Annotated in this window: 14 protein-coding genes; 10 read left to right on the forward strand and 4 right to left on the reverse strand. The window is 71.7% G+C overall.

The features are described from left to right. The first annotated feature begins 299 nt into the window (after positions 1-299). Positions 300-1,796: a 30S ribosomal protein S1 gene (rpsA, locus tag Sm713_RS18790; RefSeq protein ID WP_212910750.1), complete on the forward strand. Its 1,497-nt coding sequence runs from the start codon at positions 300-302 to the stop codon at positions 1,794-1,796. A 258-nt stretch (positions 1,797-2,054) separates the two neighbouring features. Here the strand turns inward: rpsA and Sm713_RS18795 are convergent, their stop codons facing one another. Then, a complete protein-coding gene (locus Sm713_RS18795; RefSeq protein WP_212910751.1) occupies positions 2,055-3,032 on the reverse strand; it encodes a right-handed parallel beta-helix repeat-containing protein in 978 nt (325 codons plus the stop codon). 271 nt (positions 3,033-3,303) lie between these two features. On the opposite strand from Sm713_RS18795, the gene Sm713_RS18800 reads away from it, so the two are divergent. The 3 genes from Sm713_RS18800 to Sm713_RS18810 all read left to right on the forward strand — a co-directional run bounded on the left by Sm713_RS18800 (position 3,304) and on the right by Sm713_RS18810 (position 5,557). After that, on the forward strand, positions 3,304-4,242 hold the full coding sequence (locus tag Sm713_RS18800) for a PAC2 family protein (protein ID WP_212910752.1): 939 nt from the start codon (positions 3,304-3,306) through the stop codon (positions 4,240-4,242). 71 nt (positions 4,243-4,313) lie between these two features. Next, positions 4,314-4,970, forward strand: a complete 657-nt coding sequence (gene coaE, locus Sm713_RS18805) for a dephospho-CoA kinase (protein ID WP_212910753.1) — start codon at positions 4,314-4,316, stop codon at positions 4,968-4,970. A 206-nt stretch (positions 4,971-5,176) separates the two neighbouring features. Next, the gene (locus Sm713_RS18810; protein ID WP_212910754.1) at positions 5,177-5,557 is read left to right on the forward strand and encodes a M48 family metallopeptidase; all 381 of its coding nucleotides are present in this window, start codon (positions 5,177-5,179) and stop codon (positions 5,555-5,557) included. 75 nt (positions 5,558-5,632) lie between these two features. On the opposite strand, the gene Sm713_RS18815 is transcribed toward Sm713_RS18810, so the two are convergent. Continuing rightward, a complete protein-coding gene (locus Sm713_RS18815; protein WP_212910755.1) occupies positions 5,633-5,902 on the reverse strand; it encodes a DUF6343 family protein in 270 nt (89 codons plus the stop codon). A gap of 204 nt (positions 5,903-6,106) precedes the next feature. Here Sm713_RS18815 and Sm713_RS18820 point away from each other — a divergent pair, with 204 nt between their 5' ends. Then, positions 6,107-6,799 carry a bifunctional 2-polyprenyl-6-hydroxyphenol methylase/3-demethylubiquinol 3-O-methyltransferase UbiG gene (locus tag Sm713_RS18820; RefSeq protein WP_249416374.1) on the forward strand — a complete coding sequence of 231 codons (693 nt, stop codon included), beginning with the start codon at positions 6,107-6,109 and terminating at the stop codon, positions 6,797-6,799. A gap of 88 nt (positions 6,800-6,887) precedes the next feature. Here Sm713_RS18820 and Sm713_RS18825 read toward each other — a convergent pair whose 3' ends face one another. Then, positions 6,888-7,388, reverse strand: a complete 501-nt coding sequence (locus Sm713_RS18825) for an RNA-binding S4 domain-containing protein (RefSeq protein ID WP_212910756.1) — start codon at positions 7,386-7,388, stop codon at positions 6,888-6,890. A gap of 495 nt (positions 7,389-7,883) precedes the next feature. Here Sm713_RS18825 and Sm713_RS18830 point away from each other — a divergent pair, with 495 nt between their 5' ends. From Sm713_RS18830 to Sm713_RS18840, 3 genes are all read left to right on the forward strand, one after another. Beyond that, positions 7,884-8,621: a uracil-DNA glycosylase gene (locus Sm713_RS18830; protein WP_212912106.1), complete on the forward strand. Its 738-nt coding sequence runs from the start codon at positions 7,884-7,886 to the stop codon at positions 8,619-8,621. 131 nt (positions 8,622-8,752) lie between these two features. Continuing rightward, on the forward strand, positions 8,753-9,268 hold the full coding sequence (locus Sm713_RS18835) for a hypothetical protein (RefSeq protein WP_249416375.1): 516 nt from the start codon (positions 8,753-8,755) through the stop codon (positions 9,266-9,268). Then, the gene (locus Sm713_RS18840) at positions 9,265-10,029 is read left to right on the forward strand and encodes a nucleotidyltransferase domain-containing protein (protein WP_212910757.1); all 765 of its coding nucleotides are present in this window, start codon (positions 9,265-9,267) and stop codon (positions 10,027-10,029) included. Before Sm713_RS18835 ends, Sm713_RS18840 begins: the two co-directional genes overlap by 4 nt. Before the next feature lie 259 nt (positions 10,030-10,288). Here Sm713_RS18840 and Sm713_RS18845 read toward each other — a convergent pair whose 3' ends face one another. Continuing rightward, positions 10,289-11,170: a serine protease gene (locus Sm713_RS18845; protein ID WP_212910758.1), complete on the reverse strand. Its 882-nt coding sequence runs from the start codon at positions 11,168-11,170 to the stop codon at positions 10,289-10,291. A 319-nt stretch (positions 11,171-11,489) separates the two neighbouring features. Between Sm713_RS18845 and Sm713_RS18850 the strand changes: the two genes are divergently transcribed. Both Sm713_RS18850 and Sm713_RS18855 read left to right on the forward strand, forming a co-directional pair. Beyond that, complete coding sequence (locus tag Sm713_RS18850) at positions 11,490-12,530, forward strand: phosphatidylinositol-specific phospholipase C domain-containing protein (RefSeq protein WP_212910759.1); 1,041 nt, start codon at positions 11,490-11,492, stop codon at positions 12,528-12,530. 28 nt (positions 12,531-12,558) lie between these two features. Then, positions 12,559-14,088, forward strand: a complete 1,530-nt coding sequence (locus Sm713_RS18855; protein WP_249416376.1) for an amidohydrolase — start codon at positions 12,559-12,561, stop codon at positions 14,086-14,088. Positions 14,089-14,155 lie beyond the last annotated feature (67 nt).

Genomic DNA, 14,155 nt, shown 5'->3' on the forward strand with positions numbered 1-14,155 from the left:
AGGATATGTGCCGGATATGTGGCGATCTGCCTCGGGTGTGCCTCTTCGTGCATTGACCCTGTCCGGCTGCCCCCGTATGCTACAAGTTGCGCTGCGGGCCTGCGCGCCTCAGACGGAGCAGGTGCGCTCGCATCTGTTGTATGTCCCCTCGGTTGTCGAGGCGTATTCCGGTTCCTCCGGTTCCCGGTGAGAAGTCAGGATCGCGCCTCCTAAGCTGTCCGGCTTCATCAGAGCGAAACGGGCTCCCGGCGCAAAGCAGTACCTACGACTTCAATGTCCGTACCGGAGCCCTTTCCCACATGACGAGCAGCACCGAGACCACCGCCACCACCCCGCAGGTAGCGGTCAACGACATCGGTAACGAGGACGCGTTCCTCGCCGCGATCGACGAGACGATCAAGTACTTCAACGACGGCGACATCGTCGACGGCGTCATCGTGAAGGTCGACCGGGACGAGGTCCTGCTCGACATCGGTTACAAGACCGAGGGCGTCATCCCGTCCCGCGAACTCTCGATCAAGCACGACGTCGACCCGAACGAGGTCGTCGCCGTGGGCGACGAGATCGAGGCCCTTGTCCTCCAGAAGGAGGACAAAGAAGGTCGCCTGATCCTCTCGAAGAAGCGTGCCCAGTACGAGCGTGCCTGGGGCACCATCGAGAAGATCAAGGAAGAGGACGGCATCGTCACCGGTACCGTCATCGAGGTCGTCAAGGGTGGTCTCATCCTCGACATCGGTCTCCGCGGCTTCCTGCCGGCCTCCCTGGTCGAGATGCGCCGTGTCCGAGACCTGCAGCCCTACGTGGGCAAGGAGCTCGAGGCCAAGATCATCGAGCTCGACAAGAACCGCAACAACGTGGTCCTCTCCCGCCGTGCCTGGCTGGAGCAGACCCAGTCCGAGGTCCGCCAGACCTTCCTCACCACCCTCCAGAAGGGTCAGGTGCGGTCCGGCGTGGTCTCGTCGATCGTCAACTTCGGTGCCTTCGTGGACCTGGGCGGCGTCGACGGACTGGTGCACGTCTCCGAGCTGTCCTGGAAGCACATCGACCACCCCTCCGAGGTCGTCGAGGTCGGCCAGGAGGTCACGGTCGAGGTCCTGGACGTCGACATGGACCGCGAGCGCGTCTCCCTGTCGCTCAAGGCGACCCAGGAAGACCCGTGGCAGCAGTTCGCCCGCACTCACCAGATCGGGCAGGTCGTCCCCGGCAAGGTCACCAAGCTGGTGCCGTTCGGTGCGTTCGTCCGGGTGGACGAGGGCATCGAGGGCCTGGTCCACATCTCCGAGCTGGCCGAACGCCACGTGGAGATCCCGGAGCAGGTCGTCCAGGTCAACGACGAGATCTTCGTCAAGGTCATCGACATCGACCTGGAGCGCCGCCGCATCAGCCTCTCGCTGAAGCAGGCCAACGAGTCCTTCGGCGCCGACCCGGCCTCGGTCGAGTTCGACCCGACGCTCTACGGCATGGCCGCGTCGTACGACGACCAGGGGAACTACATCTACCCCGAGGGCTTCGACCCCGAGACCAACGACTGGCTGCCCGGCTACGAGCAGCAGCGTGAGGCCTGGGAGACGCAGTACGCCGAGGCCCAGCAGCGCTTCGAGCAGCACCAGGCGCAGGTCATCAAGTCCCGCGAGGCGGACGCGCAGGCCGCGGCCGAGGGCGGCGGCGAGCAGCCGGCTCCGGCGGCGTCCGGCGGCGGCTCCTACTCCTCGGAGTCGCAGGACAACTCCGGTGCGCTTGCCTCTGACGAGGCGCTTGCCGCGCTCCGCGAGAAGCTGGCCGGAGGCCAGAGCTGATCGCTGACCGCTCGGGTTGAGCCGGTTACGGACACTGGTACTGGGGCTCGCATCCATCTGGGGTGCGGGCCCCAGCGCCGTTTCCGCTTCCGGTGGGCGCGGCCGTTCCGGCCGGCCGGGTCCCAAGGGGACTCTCCGTTGTTTGCGGTCTGCGGGGAGTGGGTGGTTGTTCGCTCCCCCACTGCCCTAAAGGCGTGGGAGGTACCCCCATCCCCGCGCCCCTTTCGGGGCGCGAGTCGGCTTCCAGGGCTCGGGCGGTCAGTTCGTGACGTCGACGTTGGTCAGGCCCTTGCCGCCCGTCACCGTGTTGTCGGCGTAGACCGTGGTGCGGCAGTCGTCGCTCTGGTTGGTGACGTGGATCGCGAGCTGGTCGGGGCCCGAGGCACCCGTCAGGTCGGAGGTGTTGCCGCGGAAGACGGTGCCGCAGCCCCAGCCGTCCTGCTGGGTGTGTGTCTGGTAGCCGTCGTTGGTGGTGTGTGTGCCCTCGTTGTCCTCGACGACGACGCCGTTGCCCTTGACGTCGACCCAGGAGTCGTCGAAGTTCGCGCCGGTCAGGCCGCTGCCGTCGAAGGTGTTGCCGGAGACCACCGCGCCCGTGGTGCCCTCCTTGATGTCGACGTTCTCGCCGCCCACCCCCGGGCCGATGACGTTGTCCCGGATCTGCACGTTGTCGCTTCTGTCGTCCAGCGTGTTGGCCGTGCCCACGTAGACGCCCTCGCCCATGCCGCGGCCGTCGTGGCCGGTGTCGTAGATCTTCGAGTTCCTGATGACGCCGTCGCTGCTGGAGTCGCGGAAGTGGACGCCCTCCATGTCGAGGTCGTGCACGGTCACCGAGTCGATGACCACCCCCTCGGCCGAGTCGATCATGATGCCCTTCTGGCCGCCCGTGACGGTGATCCCCTTCACGGTCCAGTGCGAGGCGCCGTTGAGGTGGAGCCCGTAGCCGCCGCCCGCGGTCAACACCGCCCGGGCGGAGCCGGTGAGGGTGATCGGAGCGGCCGACGTCGCCGCCGTGCTGGTCTTGAAGTTCCCGGTGTACGTGCCGTCCGCCAGGTGGATCGTGTCGCCCGGCGAGGCGTCGCCGAGCGCCGCCTTCAGCTCGGCGGCCGTGGAGACCTCGATGGTCGCCGCGGACCGGTCCGGCGCGGCGAGGGCGGTGGAGGCGCCCGCTCCGGCAGCCGTGGCGACGACGACGGCGGTCGCGACGAGCGGGATGAGCAGCTTTCGGGTGCGCATAGGAGTGGCCTTCCCGTCTGCGTTCTCATGGGGGGTCGATCGGACGGCGCAGGGTCCCATGGGGCAGCCGGGACCGGTCCGGCGCCGCTGTTCATGTATATGTACATTGGGCGCGTTTGTGAACTCCCTGGTCGTGACCGTACGGCTGTTGCATGTCCGCGTCAAGGTCTGGACCTGGTCGGGTGGTCGGGGTCGGGCCATCCTGCGCTTCCGGGAATGACCAGGCGGTGCCGTGCGTTCGGTAGATCAGATACGAGGAGGAGCAGTCATCGTGCTTGATCCACAGGGTTTGTACACGTGGGAGCCGAAGGGCCTGGCCGTCGTCGACATGGCCCTCGCCCAGGAATCGGCCGGACTGGTCATGCTGTACCACTTCGACGGCTACATCGATGCGGGTGAGACGGGTGCCCAGATCGTCGAGCGCCTCCTCGACTCCCTGCCGAACCAGATCGTGGCCAGTTTCGACCACGACCGGCTGGTGGACTACCGGGCCAGGCGGCCACTCCTGACATTCCGTCGGGACCAGTGGACCGACTACGAGGACCCCACTCTTGACGTGCGGCTGGTGCAGGACGCCACCGGAGCGCCGTTCCTGCTGCTCTCCGGCCCCGAGCCGGATGTCGAGTGGGAGCGTTTCGCGGCCGCCGTCGAGCAGATCGTGGAGCGTCTCGGCGTCCGGCTCGCGGTGAACTTCCACGGCATCCCCATGGGCGTTCCCCACACCCGCCCGGTGGGCCTGACGCCGCACGGCAACCGCACGGAGCTCGTCCCCGGCCACAGCAGCCCCTTCGAGGAGGCCCAGGTCCCGGGCAGCGCGGAGGCCCTCGTGGAGTACCGCCTCGCGCAGGCCGGCCACGACGTGCTCGGCGTGGCCGCCCACGTGCCGCACTACATCGCGCGCTCCCCCTACCCCGACGCCGCCCTCACCGTCCTCGAATCGATCACCGCGGCCACCGGCCTGGTGCTGCCCGCCATCGCGCACGCCCTGCGTACCGACGCGCACCGCACCCAGACCGAGATCGACCGCCAGATCCAGGAGGGGGACGACGAACTGGTCGCCCTGGTCCAGGGCCTTGAGCACCAGTTCGACGCAGCGGCCGGCGCCGAGTCCCGCGGCAACATGCTCGCGGAGCCGGTCGACATCCCGTCCGCCGACGAGATCGGCCAGGAGTTCGAGCGCTTCCTCGCGGAGCGCGAAGGAGACGGCTGAGCGGGCCGCCGGCTGCGAGGAGCCCGGTGCCGTTGTCCAGGCTTCCGGGGCATGTCTCTAAGCTTCGGGTCATGCTGAGAGTGGGCCTGACCGGCGGTATCGGCGCCGGCAAGAGCGAGGTGTCGCGGCTGCTGGTGGAGCACGGCGCCGTGCTGGTGGACTCGGACCGCATCGCCCGGGAGGTCGTCGAGCCCGGCACGGCAGGGCTGGCGGCGGTCGTCGAGACCTTCGGCCCGGAGGTGCTGTCGGCCGACGGCTCCCTGAACCGGCCCCGGCTCGGCACGATCGTCTTCTCCGACGCCGAACGGCTCGCCGAGCTGAACGCCATCGTCCACCCGCTGGTGCGCGCTCGCTCAGCGGAACTGGAAGCGGCCGCACCCGCCGGAGCGGTCGTCGTCCACGACGTCCCCCTCCTCGTCGAGAACGGCCTCGGGCCGCTCTACGACCTGGTGATCGTCGTCGACGCCTCCCCAGGCACCCAGCTGGAGCGTCTCGTACGGCTGCGGGGCATGACGGAGGAGGACGCCAGGGCCCGGATGTCCGCACAGGCCACCCGCGAGGACCGCCTCGCCGCCGCGGACATCGTGATCGACAACGACGTCCCGCTGGACGTGCTGCGCACCCGCGTCGACGAGGTCTGGAACGACCTGGCGCACCAGGCGCGGACAGCCGCCCGCGGGGAGGACGTGGCCGGGCAGCGGAACGGGGCCGGGCCCGAGCGCGAGTAGGCCGGATCCGAGTCCGGGTGGAGGCCGGATCCGAGCCCGAACAGAGGGACGGCGCCGTGGATGGAGGCACACCCATGGGGCCGTGGGAACGCGCCCGACGAGGCGGTCGCGGCGGCGCCGGACCGGCCGGAGCCGTACGCCGCCGCGCGTGGAATAGCGTGTTCTTGTTGCGGTGTTGAAGTTACTTTTGAGGGAAGGAGTCAGCCGTGCCCGAGAGCAGCGGATTCACCGGACGTACTCCCGAGACGAACGTCATCGACTTCCGTGCCGCGGAGCAGCTTCTGGCGGCACGTGATCCGCGGGGTGCGGTGAAGCTCCTGGACCCCGTCATCGCCGCCCACCCCGAGAACACGGCCGCGCGCCTGCTGCGTGCGCGGGCCTTCTTCGCCGCCGCCCAGCTGCGGTCGGCCGAGTTGGAGTTCGGCGTCGTCCTGGAGCGCGAGCCCGACAACGCCTTCGCGCACTTCGCACTCGCCCGCACTTTCGAGCGTGCGGGGCGCCCGGAGCAGGCCCAGCGGCATTTCAGACTCGCCGCGGCCCTCGACCCCCGGCCGCAGTACGTGGAGGCAGCCCGTTTCGACTCCTGAGGCCGCTTCGGCCCCTGAGGCGCCCGGGGCGGGCGAGCTGGGGAAGTCACTCCCCGAGGTGTGACGCCCGCGTCCTCACCGGTGCGCCGGCGGCTCGTACGGCGGGACGTCGGGGCCCGGCTGGAAGCGAGAGCCCTGCCGGATGTGCCGGATCACCATCACCAGGTCCACCACGACGATCAGCAGGAGGACGGCGCAGGCGATGGACCATCCCGGTAGGCCCGCGGCCGCGAACGCGGCCGTGCCCCCGCTCGTCCAGATCAGGCCCCAGATGCTCAGCCAGAACCGCAGCCGCAGCGGGCTCCGTGCGGTGATCGGTTCGTTTCCCGTGCGTAGCACGACCACCCCTCCTCCCTCGGACCAGGCCGTGGAGCGTGGTGCTCTGCCCACAGTGTGCGGCGCCCGCCCGGACGGCATCAAACCGGGCCGTCACGGACGGCGACCGCGGGAACCACGCGGAGACATCATCCGTTGAAGAGGCGGACGGGCCGGCGAGCTTTCGCCGGAGGCCGGAGGCCGGAGGCCGGGCGCTGGGGGAGGCGGTGGCGGATGAGTGCCGGTATGCGGCAGGGATACGCGGGGACGGGGCCGGGGGCGATCACTCCCGACGGCTGCGCGGTGGATCTCTACGCCCGCCTTCCCGTGGGCGACGAGCCGGATGTGATCGAGGCGGCCCTTCCGCCGGGCGCCCGGGTCCTGGAGCTGGGCAGCGGCGTCGGCCGGGTGACGCATCCGCTCGTCGAGCGGGGGTTCACGGTCACCGCCGTCGACGAGTCGGCCGAGATGCTGGCACGCGTCCGCGGCGCACGCACGGTCCGCTCACCCATCGAGCATCTTGACCTCGGCGAGACGTTCGACGCCGTCATACTCGCCTCCTTCCTTGTGCACGCCGGTGACGTCGAGGTCCGTCGCGGCCTGCTCGCCACCTGCCGCCGCCATGTCGCGGAGGGCGGCTGTGTCCTCATCCAGCGCGAGGGCGAGGACTACCACGTCGACCTACCGCGCGAGCGCGTCGACCCCAGCGGCTTCACGGTCCGCATAGCCTCCGCAGAGCCGGTGGGGGACGGGGTGAACTCCGTCCGCGCGGAGTACGCGTTCCCCGACGCCGCCTGGACCCAGACCTTCCTCTCCCGCCCCCTCACCAAGGAGGCGTTCGAGACCGCGCTCGCCGAGGCCGGGCTGCGCGTGGATCGTTACCTGACGGACGACAGGATCTGGGTGCGGGCGGTACCCGTCGACTGAGGGGCTCCGGACGTGCGGGGCCCACGTGGGCCCCGCACGTCCGAAGCCGGCAGCAAAGGGCGGTGGCGGTGGGCCCGCCGCCGCGCTCCTAGTGCCCGGCCCCTCCCGGCGGCGGACCGCCGCCGGGGCCGCTCATCCCGCGAGCGAGCCCGCGCAGGCGGTCCATCTCCCTGCGGTCCCGCTTCGTCGGGCGCCCGGCGCCGCGGTCGCGGACTCCCGCGGGTGCCACGGCCTCGCGCGGCGGGGGCGGTGGGCTGTTGTCGACATAACACGTCACGGCCAGCGGCGCTCCCACGCGCTTGCGGATGACCCGCTTCACCACGACGATCCGCTCACGCCCCGCCTGCCGCAGCCGCACCTCGTCACCGACGCGCACCGCGTACGCGGGCTTGACGCGCTCGCCGTTGACCCGGACGTGCCCGCCACGGCAGGCGGTCGCGGCCATGGAACGGGACTTCACCAGCCGCACCGACCAGATCCAGCTGTCGACCCGCACCGGCCCTGACGCCTCGGCCGCAGCTGCGGCGTCCTTCGCGGGGGACGGTGCCGTGCCGCCGGAAGCCGCGTCGCTCGAAGCTTCTGAAGCCATGCCTCGACCTTAGTCGCCCGTGGCGGCGGGCGCGGAACGCATTTCCTGCCCTGGAAGGAGAGAGACCCGCGGGGGCGGTCCGCTGGTAGGACGGCGCGCCAGCTGTGTGGCCCCCACGCACGCGCCTCCGCCCCACGCCTGCACGCCCCCCCCCGGCCCCTGGCCAGCCGTCGCCCCGCTCCGGGCGAGCCGCACTCGCGTCCCCGCCCGCCGTACCGTGGACGCATGGACCCCACGGCCGGCCCCGCACGGACCTCCACGAACCCGACCCGCGCTGCGGACACCGCACGGGCCACCCCCACCGCCCGTACGACGGACACCCCCACCGCCCGTACGACGGACACCCCCACCGCCCGTACGACGGGAACCGCATCTTCGGCGGACACGTCGCATGCCGCGGACGCAGCCGACGCCACGTCCGCGGCCGGCACCGGGGACACCGGGGACACCGGGGACGCCACGGACCCCCAGCGCTCCGCCGACCCGGCCCAGGCGCTGCACATCCTGGACGAGCGCGTGAGCGGGTGCAGGGCGTGCCCGCGGCTGGTCGACTGGCGCGAGGAGGTCGCCCGCACCAAGCGTGCCGCCTTCGCGGACTGGACGTACTGGGCCCGGCCGGTCCCGGGATTCGGCCCTCCGGACGCCTCCCTGCTGATCGTCGGCCTGGCCCCGGCGGCACACGGCGGCAACCGCACGGGAAGGATGTTCACCGGGGACAGCTCCGGCGACGTGCTGTTCGCCGCACTGCACGCGGTCGGCCTCGCCTCAAGCCCCATCTCGGTGCGCGCTGACGACGGCCTCACGCTGCACGGTGTCCGCCTCACGTCCCCCGTGCACTGCGCGCCGCCCGCGAACAAACCCACCCCGCAGGAGCGCGACACCTGCCGCACCTGGCTGGAGGCCGAGCTGGAGATCCTCCGCCCGACGCTGCGCGCCGTGGTCGTGCTGGGCGGGTTCGGCTGGCAGGCGACGTTTCCCGCTCTCGCCGCGGCGGGCTGGACGGTGCCCCGGCCACGCCCCGCCTTCGGCCACGGCGCCCGGGTCACCCTCAGCGCGGTGGACGGCGGCCCGCCCCTCGACGTCTTCGGCTGCTTCCACGTCAGCCAGCGCAACACGTTCACGCGCCTTCTGACCCCGGCCATGCTCCGCCAGGTCCTCAGCGACGGGGCCCGGGCAGCGGGGCTCGACGTCAGCGGCGCACCCGGTTCCGGCGAGTCGCAACGCGAGCACTGACGGGACGGGAAGGCCCGGGACACCGGCCGCCCGGGAGAACACCCTGCGGTCGGTCATGGAGCCCGTCACAATAGGCGAATGGCGGACACCGCGGAGCGTTCGCCGGCCGGACGACGATCCGGACGACGCGGATGACGGCCCGGACGACGACCCAGGGGGAGCACATGGACCCGGAACTGGCCGCACTGGCCGCCGCCGGAGCGACCACGCTGGTGCAGCAGATGGTCGGCGACGGCTGGGCGCAGGTACGGGACCGGCTCGCACGGGTCTTCTCGCGGGGGAGCGGGGGAGAGACCGGCGACGGGGAGACCGCCCGCACCGTCCGGGGCGAACTGGACCTCTCACGCGAGGAACTCGTCGCCGCACGCGCCGGGGGCGACCACGACGCGGCGGACGACGTACAGGCGGCGTGGCGCAGCCGCCTGCGGCGCACCCTGCGGGCCGACCCCGCGTTCGCCGCCGAACTCCGCGCCCTCGTCGACGAGCTGACGCCACCCGAGGAGACCTCCCGGGGCGGCAACACGTACAACACCATCAACGGCGGGGCGCACGGGATCGTCGTGCAGGCGGGCTCCGTCGGGGGCTCGGTCCGATCTATGTACGGGAGCACACCGCCCGCCCAGGCCGGTGATACAACACCACGGTGAACGACGACGCCTTCCTCGACCATGCCGCCGGCCGCCTCGCCGCCCTCCCTGCCGTGACGGCCGTCGCTCTCGGCGGCTCGCGCGCCCAGGGCACCCACACGCCCGACAGCGACTGGGACCTCGCCGTCTACTACCGGGGCGAGTTCGACCCGGACGCGCTGCGCGCCCTCGGCTGGCCCGGTGACGTGTCCGAAGTGGGCGGCTGGGGCGGCGGCGTGTTCAACGGCGGCGCATGGCTGACCATCGAGGGTCGCAGGGTGGACGTCCACTACCGCGATCTCGACGTCGTCGAGCACGAGCTGGCCGAGGCGAGTCGGGGCCGTTTCCGCTGGGAACCGTTGATGTTCCACCTGGCCGGCATCCCGAGCTACCTGGTCGTCGCCGAACTGGCCGTCAACCGCGCGCTGCGCGGCCGCATCCCCGACCCCGGCGGCTATCCCGAGGCGCTGCGCCGCGGCGCACCCGCCCACTGGCGCGGCAGGGCCGCCCTCACCCTCCAGTACGCCGCCCAGAACCACGCCCCCCGAGGCCGGCTCACCGAGGTGGCCGGCGCCCTGGCCACCGCCGCCCTGGAGAGCGCCCACGCCGAGCTCGCCGCCCGCGGCCAGTGGGTGACCAACGAGAAGACGTTGCTCCAACGGGCCGGGCTGCGGGGCATGGACGCACTGGTCGCGTCCCTGGACGACGACCCCGAGACGCTCGGCCGGGTGATCGGCGAGGCCCGGGCCCTCTTCCACGCCGCGCAGGTCGAAAGCGAGTAGGGCGGACGACAGCGGCCCCTGCCGCGTCAGGCACGGCAGGGGCCACCGGTGTCCGCGCGGCGTAAGAGTGTGGCGCTCGCGTGACGGAAGGGCTTGGCGCCCGCGTGGCCGAACGGCATGGTGTCCGCGCGGCGTAAGAGTGTGGCGCTCGCGTGGCGGAACGGCTTGGTTCCCGCGAGGCGGAACGGCCCGGTGTCCGCGCCGCGGCATCGCACGGGCCCCGCCGTGGTGGAACCCGTGCGATGCCGCGCGGGCGCCGCTACTGGCCGGCGGGCTTGGGCAGCGTGCACCCTTCAGCGTTCAGGTCGAGCTTGTTCCCGGTTCCGATGCAGGCCGGGATGATGTAGGTCTCCTCGGCGTAGTTGGTGCCCTGGTGCACCGTGACCTTGCCGTTCTCGTCGACCTCGCAGGGGTTGTTGACGGTGCACTGCTGCCCGTCCTCGTTCCCCGTGTTGTTGACGGCGACGACCTGGCCGCTCTGGTCGTCGACGACCGGCGAGCCGGAGGTGCCGCCGATCGTCTCGCACTCGGGGGTGTAGCGGACCGAGTCCTTCCAGGTCCAGTCACCCTCCTTCAGCTGGTGGACGAAACCGTCGATCTTGCAGCTGTAGGTCTGCTTCCAGTAGCCCGAGACGACGGTGATCGCCTTGCCCGCGACCGGGTGCTGGTCGGAGAGGGTGAGCGGCTTGATGCCGTAGCTGCTCTGGATCTGGTCGTACGTGCTGTTCAGCTCGTAGAGCGTGATGTCCGTGTCGGTCATCGTCGAGTACGCGACCTTGTCGGCCTTGAGGGTCCCGACGGACTTGGCACCCGCGTCGAGCAGGCTGAACGTCCGGGTGGACGGCTGGTCGACGATGACCTCGCCCGGGGCGGGGAAGCCGGTCTCCAGGCAGTGCCCGTTGGACAGCACGAGGCCGGGGTCGCCCGGCTTGGAGTCGGGCATCCGCACCAGCGAGCCGGAGCAGTTGCTGAGCGCCACCGTGCCCGCGAAGTCGATCGCGTGGACGTGGGCGTGGGCGGAGTGGTGCGCGCTCGCGGTCTCCTCGGCGGTACCCGTGGGCAGGCCGGTGGCCATGGCGGGGGTCGCACCCGCACCGAGCAGCAGCACGGTGCAGAACGCGCCGACAAGAGGTTTTCTCATGTGGGGGGTTCCTCTTCGGTGGGTGGATGCGGTCAACGACCGCTGATGTCATGCGCATTCTCGACGCACGGGGCCCTTTGGACAACAGGGGCTGCCGGGCCGGAAGCCGGGCGTGCGCCCCTTCGTCCGGTTCGCGGCGGCCGCATCACGCCCCTCCGTTCACCCCCTGGCGGTTCGCGGCGGAAGCGCGCTCCCGGTGTGGCCGCCCGCGCGTCTCCGCCCCGGACGTCGTCGCCCGGCCAGCCGCCGTCTGCCGACCCGTCACACAACTCCCTTATCTTTCAAGTACTTTGACCAACCAGGCGAGGAGGTAACGGGGATGAGAAGACGTATCGCGGGTGCGGTGGTGACCTTGGCGGCGGCGGGTCCGCTCGTACTGGGCGCGGGTCCCACCCTGGCGGCGGAGCCCGCGCAGTCGCCGTACTCGGCCACCACGGGTGTGGGCGTGCACAACTCGTACGACAAGGCCAAGTACCCGTACTTCGCCGACGCGCTGGACTCCGGTGCCGGGCTGCTCGAACTCGACGTGTGGACGAACCAGTTCGGCGGCGGCTCCTTCCGGGTCGCCCACGACAACCCGCTCGGCAACGACAACAACTGCGAGAACGCCACCACCCCGGCCGAACTGCGCGACAAGGCCACCAACCAGGACCTCGGCGGCTGCCTCTCCGACATCAGGACCTGGCATGACGCGCACCCCGGCCACCGGCCCGTCATCCTCAAGGTGGAGATGAAGGACGGCTTCCTGGCGAACCGGGGCCGCGGGCCGGTCGAACTGGACGCGCTGCTGTCCAGCAAGCTGGGCGACGCCCTCTTCCGCCCCGCCGACCTGGCCGCCGGGCACGCCACCCTCGACGAGGCGGTCCAGGCGGGCGGCTGGCCGCTCCGCTCCGCACTCGCCGGGAAGTTCATCGTGGAGCTGATCCCCGGCACCGTCGAGGAGCAGAACCCGCTCGACTCGCTGTGGACCGACAAGGAGTACGCCACGCACCTGCGGGACCTCGCCGCCGCTGGCCGCCTGGGTGACGCCGCCGCCTTCCCCGCCGTGCACAACGCCGAGGCGGGCGACCCGCGCACGCGCCGGTACGACGCCTCGATCCGCCCCTGGTTCGTGCTCTTCGACGGGGACGCCTCCGCATACGCGGGCGGCGGCATCGACACCGCGTGGTACGCGGACCGCGGCTACCTCGTCGTCATGACGGACGCCCAGAACGTGCCGCCGGCCATCGACGGCACCAACCCGACGCGGCAGCAGGCCCTCGACCGCGTCGCACTCCTGGCGAAGGACAACGCCACCATCGTGTCGTCGGACTGGTACCCGCTCCCCGACGTGCTGGCGACCGTCCTTCCCCGGGGCTAGCCATCGCGGGCGCCGGTACCGTGGGCCGATGACCACGCGCCCGGCGTCCGACCCCGCCGACCTCGTCATCACCGGCTGCACCGCCCTGCGGCACGACCCGCAGGGCGAGGTGTACTTCACGGAGAACACCACCCTCGTGGTACGCGACGGACTGATCGAGTCCGTCACCGCCGAAGATCCCGCCGGAGCCGGAGCCGGAGCCGGAGCCGGAGCCGGAGCCGGAGCCGGAGCCGGAGCCGGAGCCGGAGCCGGAGCCGGAGCCGGAGCCGGAGCCGGAGCCGGAGCCGGAGCCGGAGACGCCGTGGGCGCCCCGCCCGCCCCGCAGGGCGCCGGCTCCGCGCCGCCCCCGGCCGCCGAGCACATCGACGGCCGGGGCCTCGTCGCACTGCCCGGGCTGATCAACTGCCACACGCACTCCCCGATGGTGGTGCTGCGCGGCATCGCCGAGGACATTCCGGTGCACGAGTGGTTCAACGACTGGATCTGGCCGGTGGAGAGCCGGCTCACCACGCGCGACATCACCCTGGGCGCCCGGCTCGCCTGCGCCGAGATGATCAGCGGCGGGGTGACCTGCTTCGCCGACCACTACTTCGGCATGGCGGCCATCGCCGGCGTGGTCGCCGAGACCGGGCTCCGCGCCCAGCTCGGGCAGACCTACTTCTCCTCGCAGGGGCCCGAAGGGCGCACGGAGTCCCTGGAGTTCGCCAAGGAGTACGCCGGCGCGGCGGGTGACCGCATCACCACCGCCCTCGCCCCGCACGCCCCCTACACGGTGTCGGACGCCGACCTCGCCGCCACCGCGGACCTGGCCCACGAACACGCGCTGCCGGTCCACCTGCACGCCGCCGAGAACCGCGAGCAGACCGAGGCCGGCCTCGCCCGGGACGGGATGACCCCCATCGAGGTCCTGGAGCGCACCGGGCTGCTCGGCACCGATCTGCTGATCGCGCACGGCACCGGCATCGTCGAGCGCGACCACGCCGTGCTCGGCCGGGCCACGGGCCGGATCGCGGTGGCGACGGCACCGCGCGGCTACGCGAAGTTCGCCTGGGAACCGGCCGTCACCCCGGTCAGGGCCCTGCGGGAGCTGGGAATCCCGGTCGGCCTGGCCACCGACGGCGCCGCCTCCAACAACTCCCTGGACGTCTGGGAGTCCATGTCCCTGCTGGCACTCATGCAGAAACAGGCCCAGGGCGATGCCCGCGTGCTGACGTCACGGCAGGTCCTGCACCACGCCACGGCCCAGAGCGCGGCGGCCGTCGGCCTCGGCGGGCGGATCGGGGTCCTCGCACCGGGCCGGCGGGCCGACATCGTGCTCGCCGACCTCAGCGGGCCGCGCACCCAGCCCGTCCACGACCTCGCCGCCACCCTGGTCCACAGCGCCCGCTCCTGCGACGTGGTCACGACGATCGTCGACGGCCGGATCCTGATGCGCGACCGCGTCCTGCGCACGGTCGACGTCGCGGGCACCGTCGCCGAACTGAACCAGCGCCTGCCCGCGCTGGCCGACCGGAGCCACGGACAGCGCATCCAGGAGTACAAGGAGCACGCGGACTGACGAGAGCCTGGAGCACGCGGACCGGCGAGAGCCCCCACCGATGAGTTCCGCGCCCCCGGCCGGTCTG

The sequence above is a fragment of the Streptomyces sp. TS71-3 genome, assembly GCF_018327685.1.
In the GTDB taxonomy this organism is placed as follows: Bacteria; Actinomycetota; Actinomycetes; order Streptomycetales; family Streptomycetaceae; genus Streptomyces.

Excerpts from the sequence above, each read along its gene's own strand:
- rpsA (WP_212910750.1), top strand. The coding sequence starts at position 300 with ATGACGAGCAGCACCGAGACCACCGCCACCACCCCGCAGGTAGCGGTC.
- Sm713_RS18795 (WP_212910751.1), bottom strand. The coding sequence starts at position 3,032 with ATGCGCACCCGAAAGCTGCTCATCCCGCTCGTCGCGACCGCCGTCGTC.
- coaE (WP_212910753.1), top strand. The coding sequence starts at position 4,314 with ATGCTGAGAGTGGGCCTGACCGGCGGTATCGGCGCCGGCAAGAGCGAG.
- Sm713_RS18820 (WP_249416374.1), top strand. The coding sequence starts at position 6,107 with ATGAGTGCCGGTATGCGGCAGGGATACGCGGGGACGGGGCCGGGGGCG.
- Sm713_RS18825 (WP_212910756.1), bottom strand. The coding sequence starts at position 7,388 with ATGGCTTCAGAAGCTTCGAGCGACGCGGCTTCCGGCGGCACGGCACCG.
- Sm713_RS18835 (WP_249416375.1), top strand. The coding sequence starts at position 8,753 with ATGACGGCCCGGACGACGACCCAGGGGGAGCACATGGACCCGGAACTG.
- Sm713_RS18845 (WP_212910758.1), bottom strand. The coding sequence starts at position 11,170 with ATGAGAAAACCTCTTGTCGGCGCGTTCTGCACCGTGCTGCTGCTCGGT.
- Sm713_RS18850 (WP_212910759.1), top strand. The coding sequence starts at position 11,490 with ATGAGAAGACGTATCGCGGGTGCGGTGGTGACCTTGGCGGCGGCGGGT.
- Sm713_RS18855 (WP_249416376.1), top strand. The coding sequence starts at position 12,559 with ATGACCACGCGCCCGGCGTCCGACCCCGCCGACCTCGTCATCACCGGC.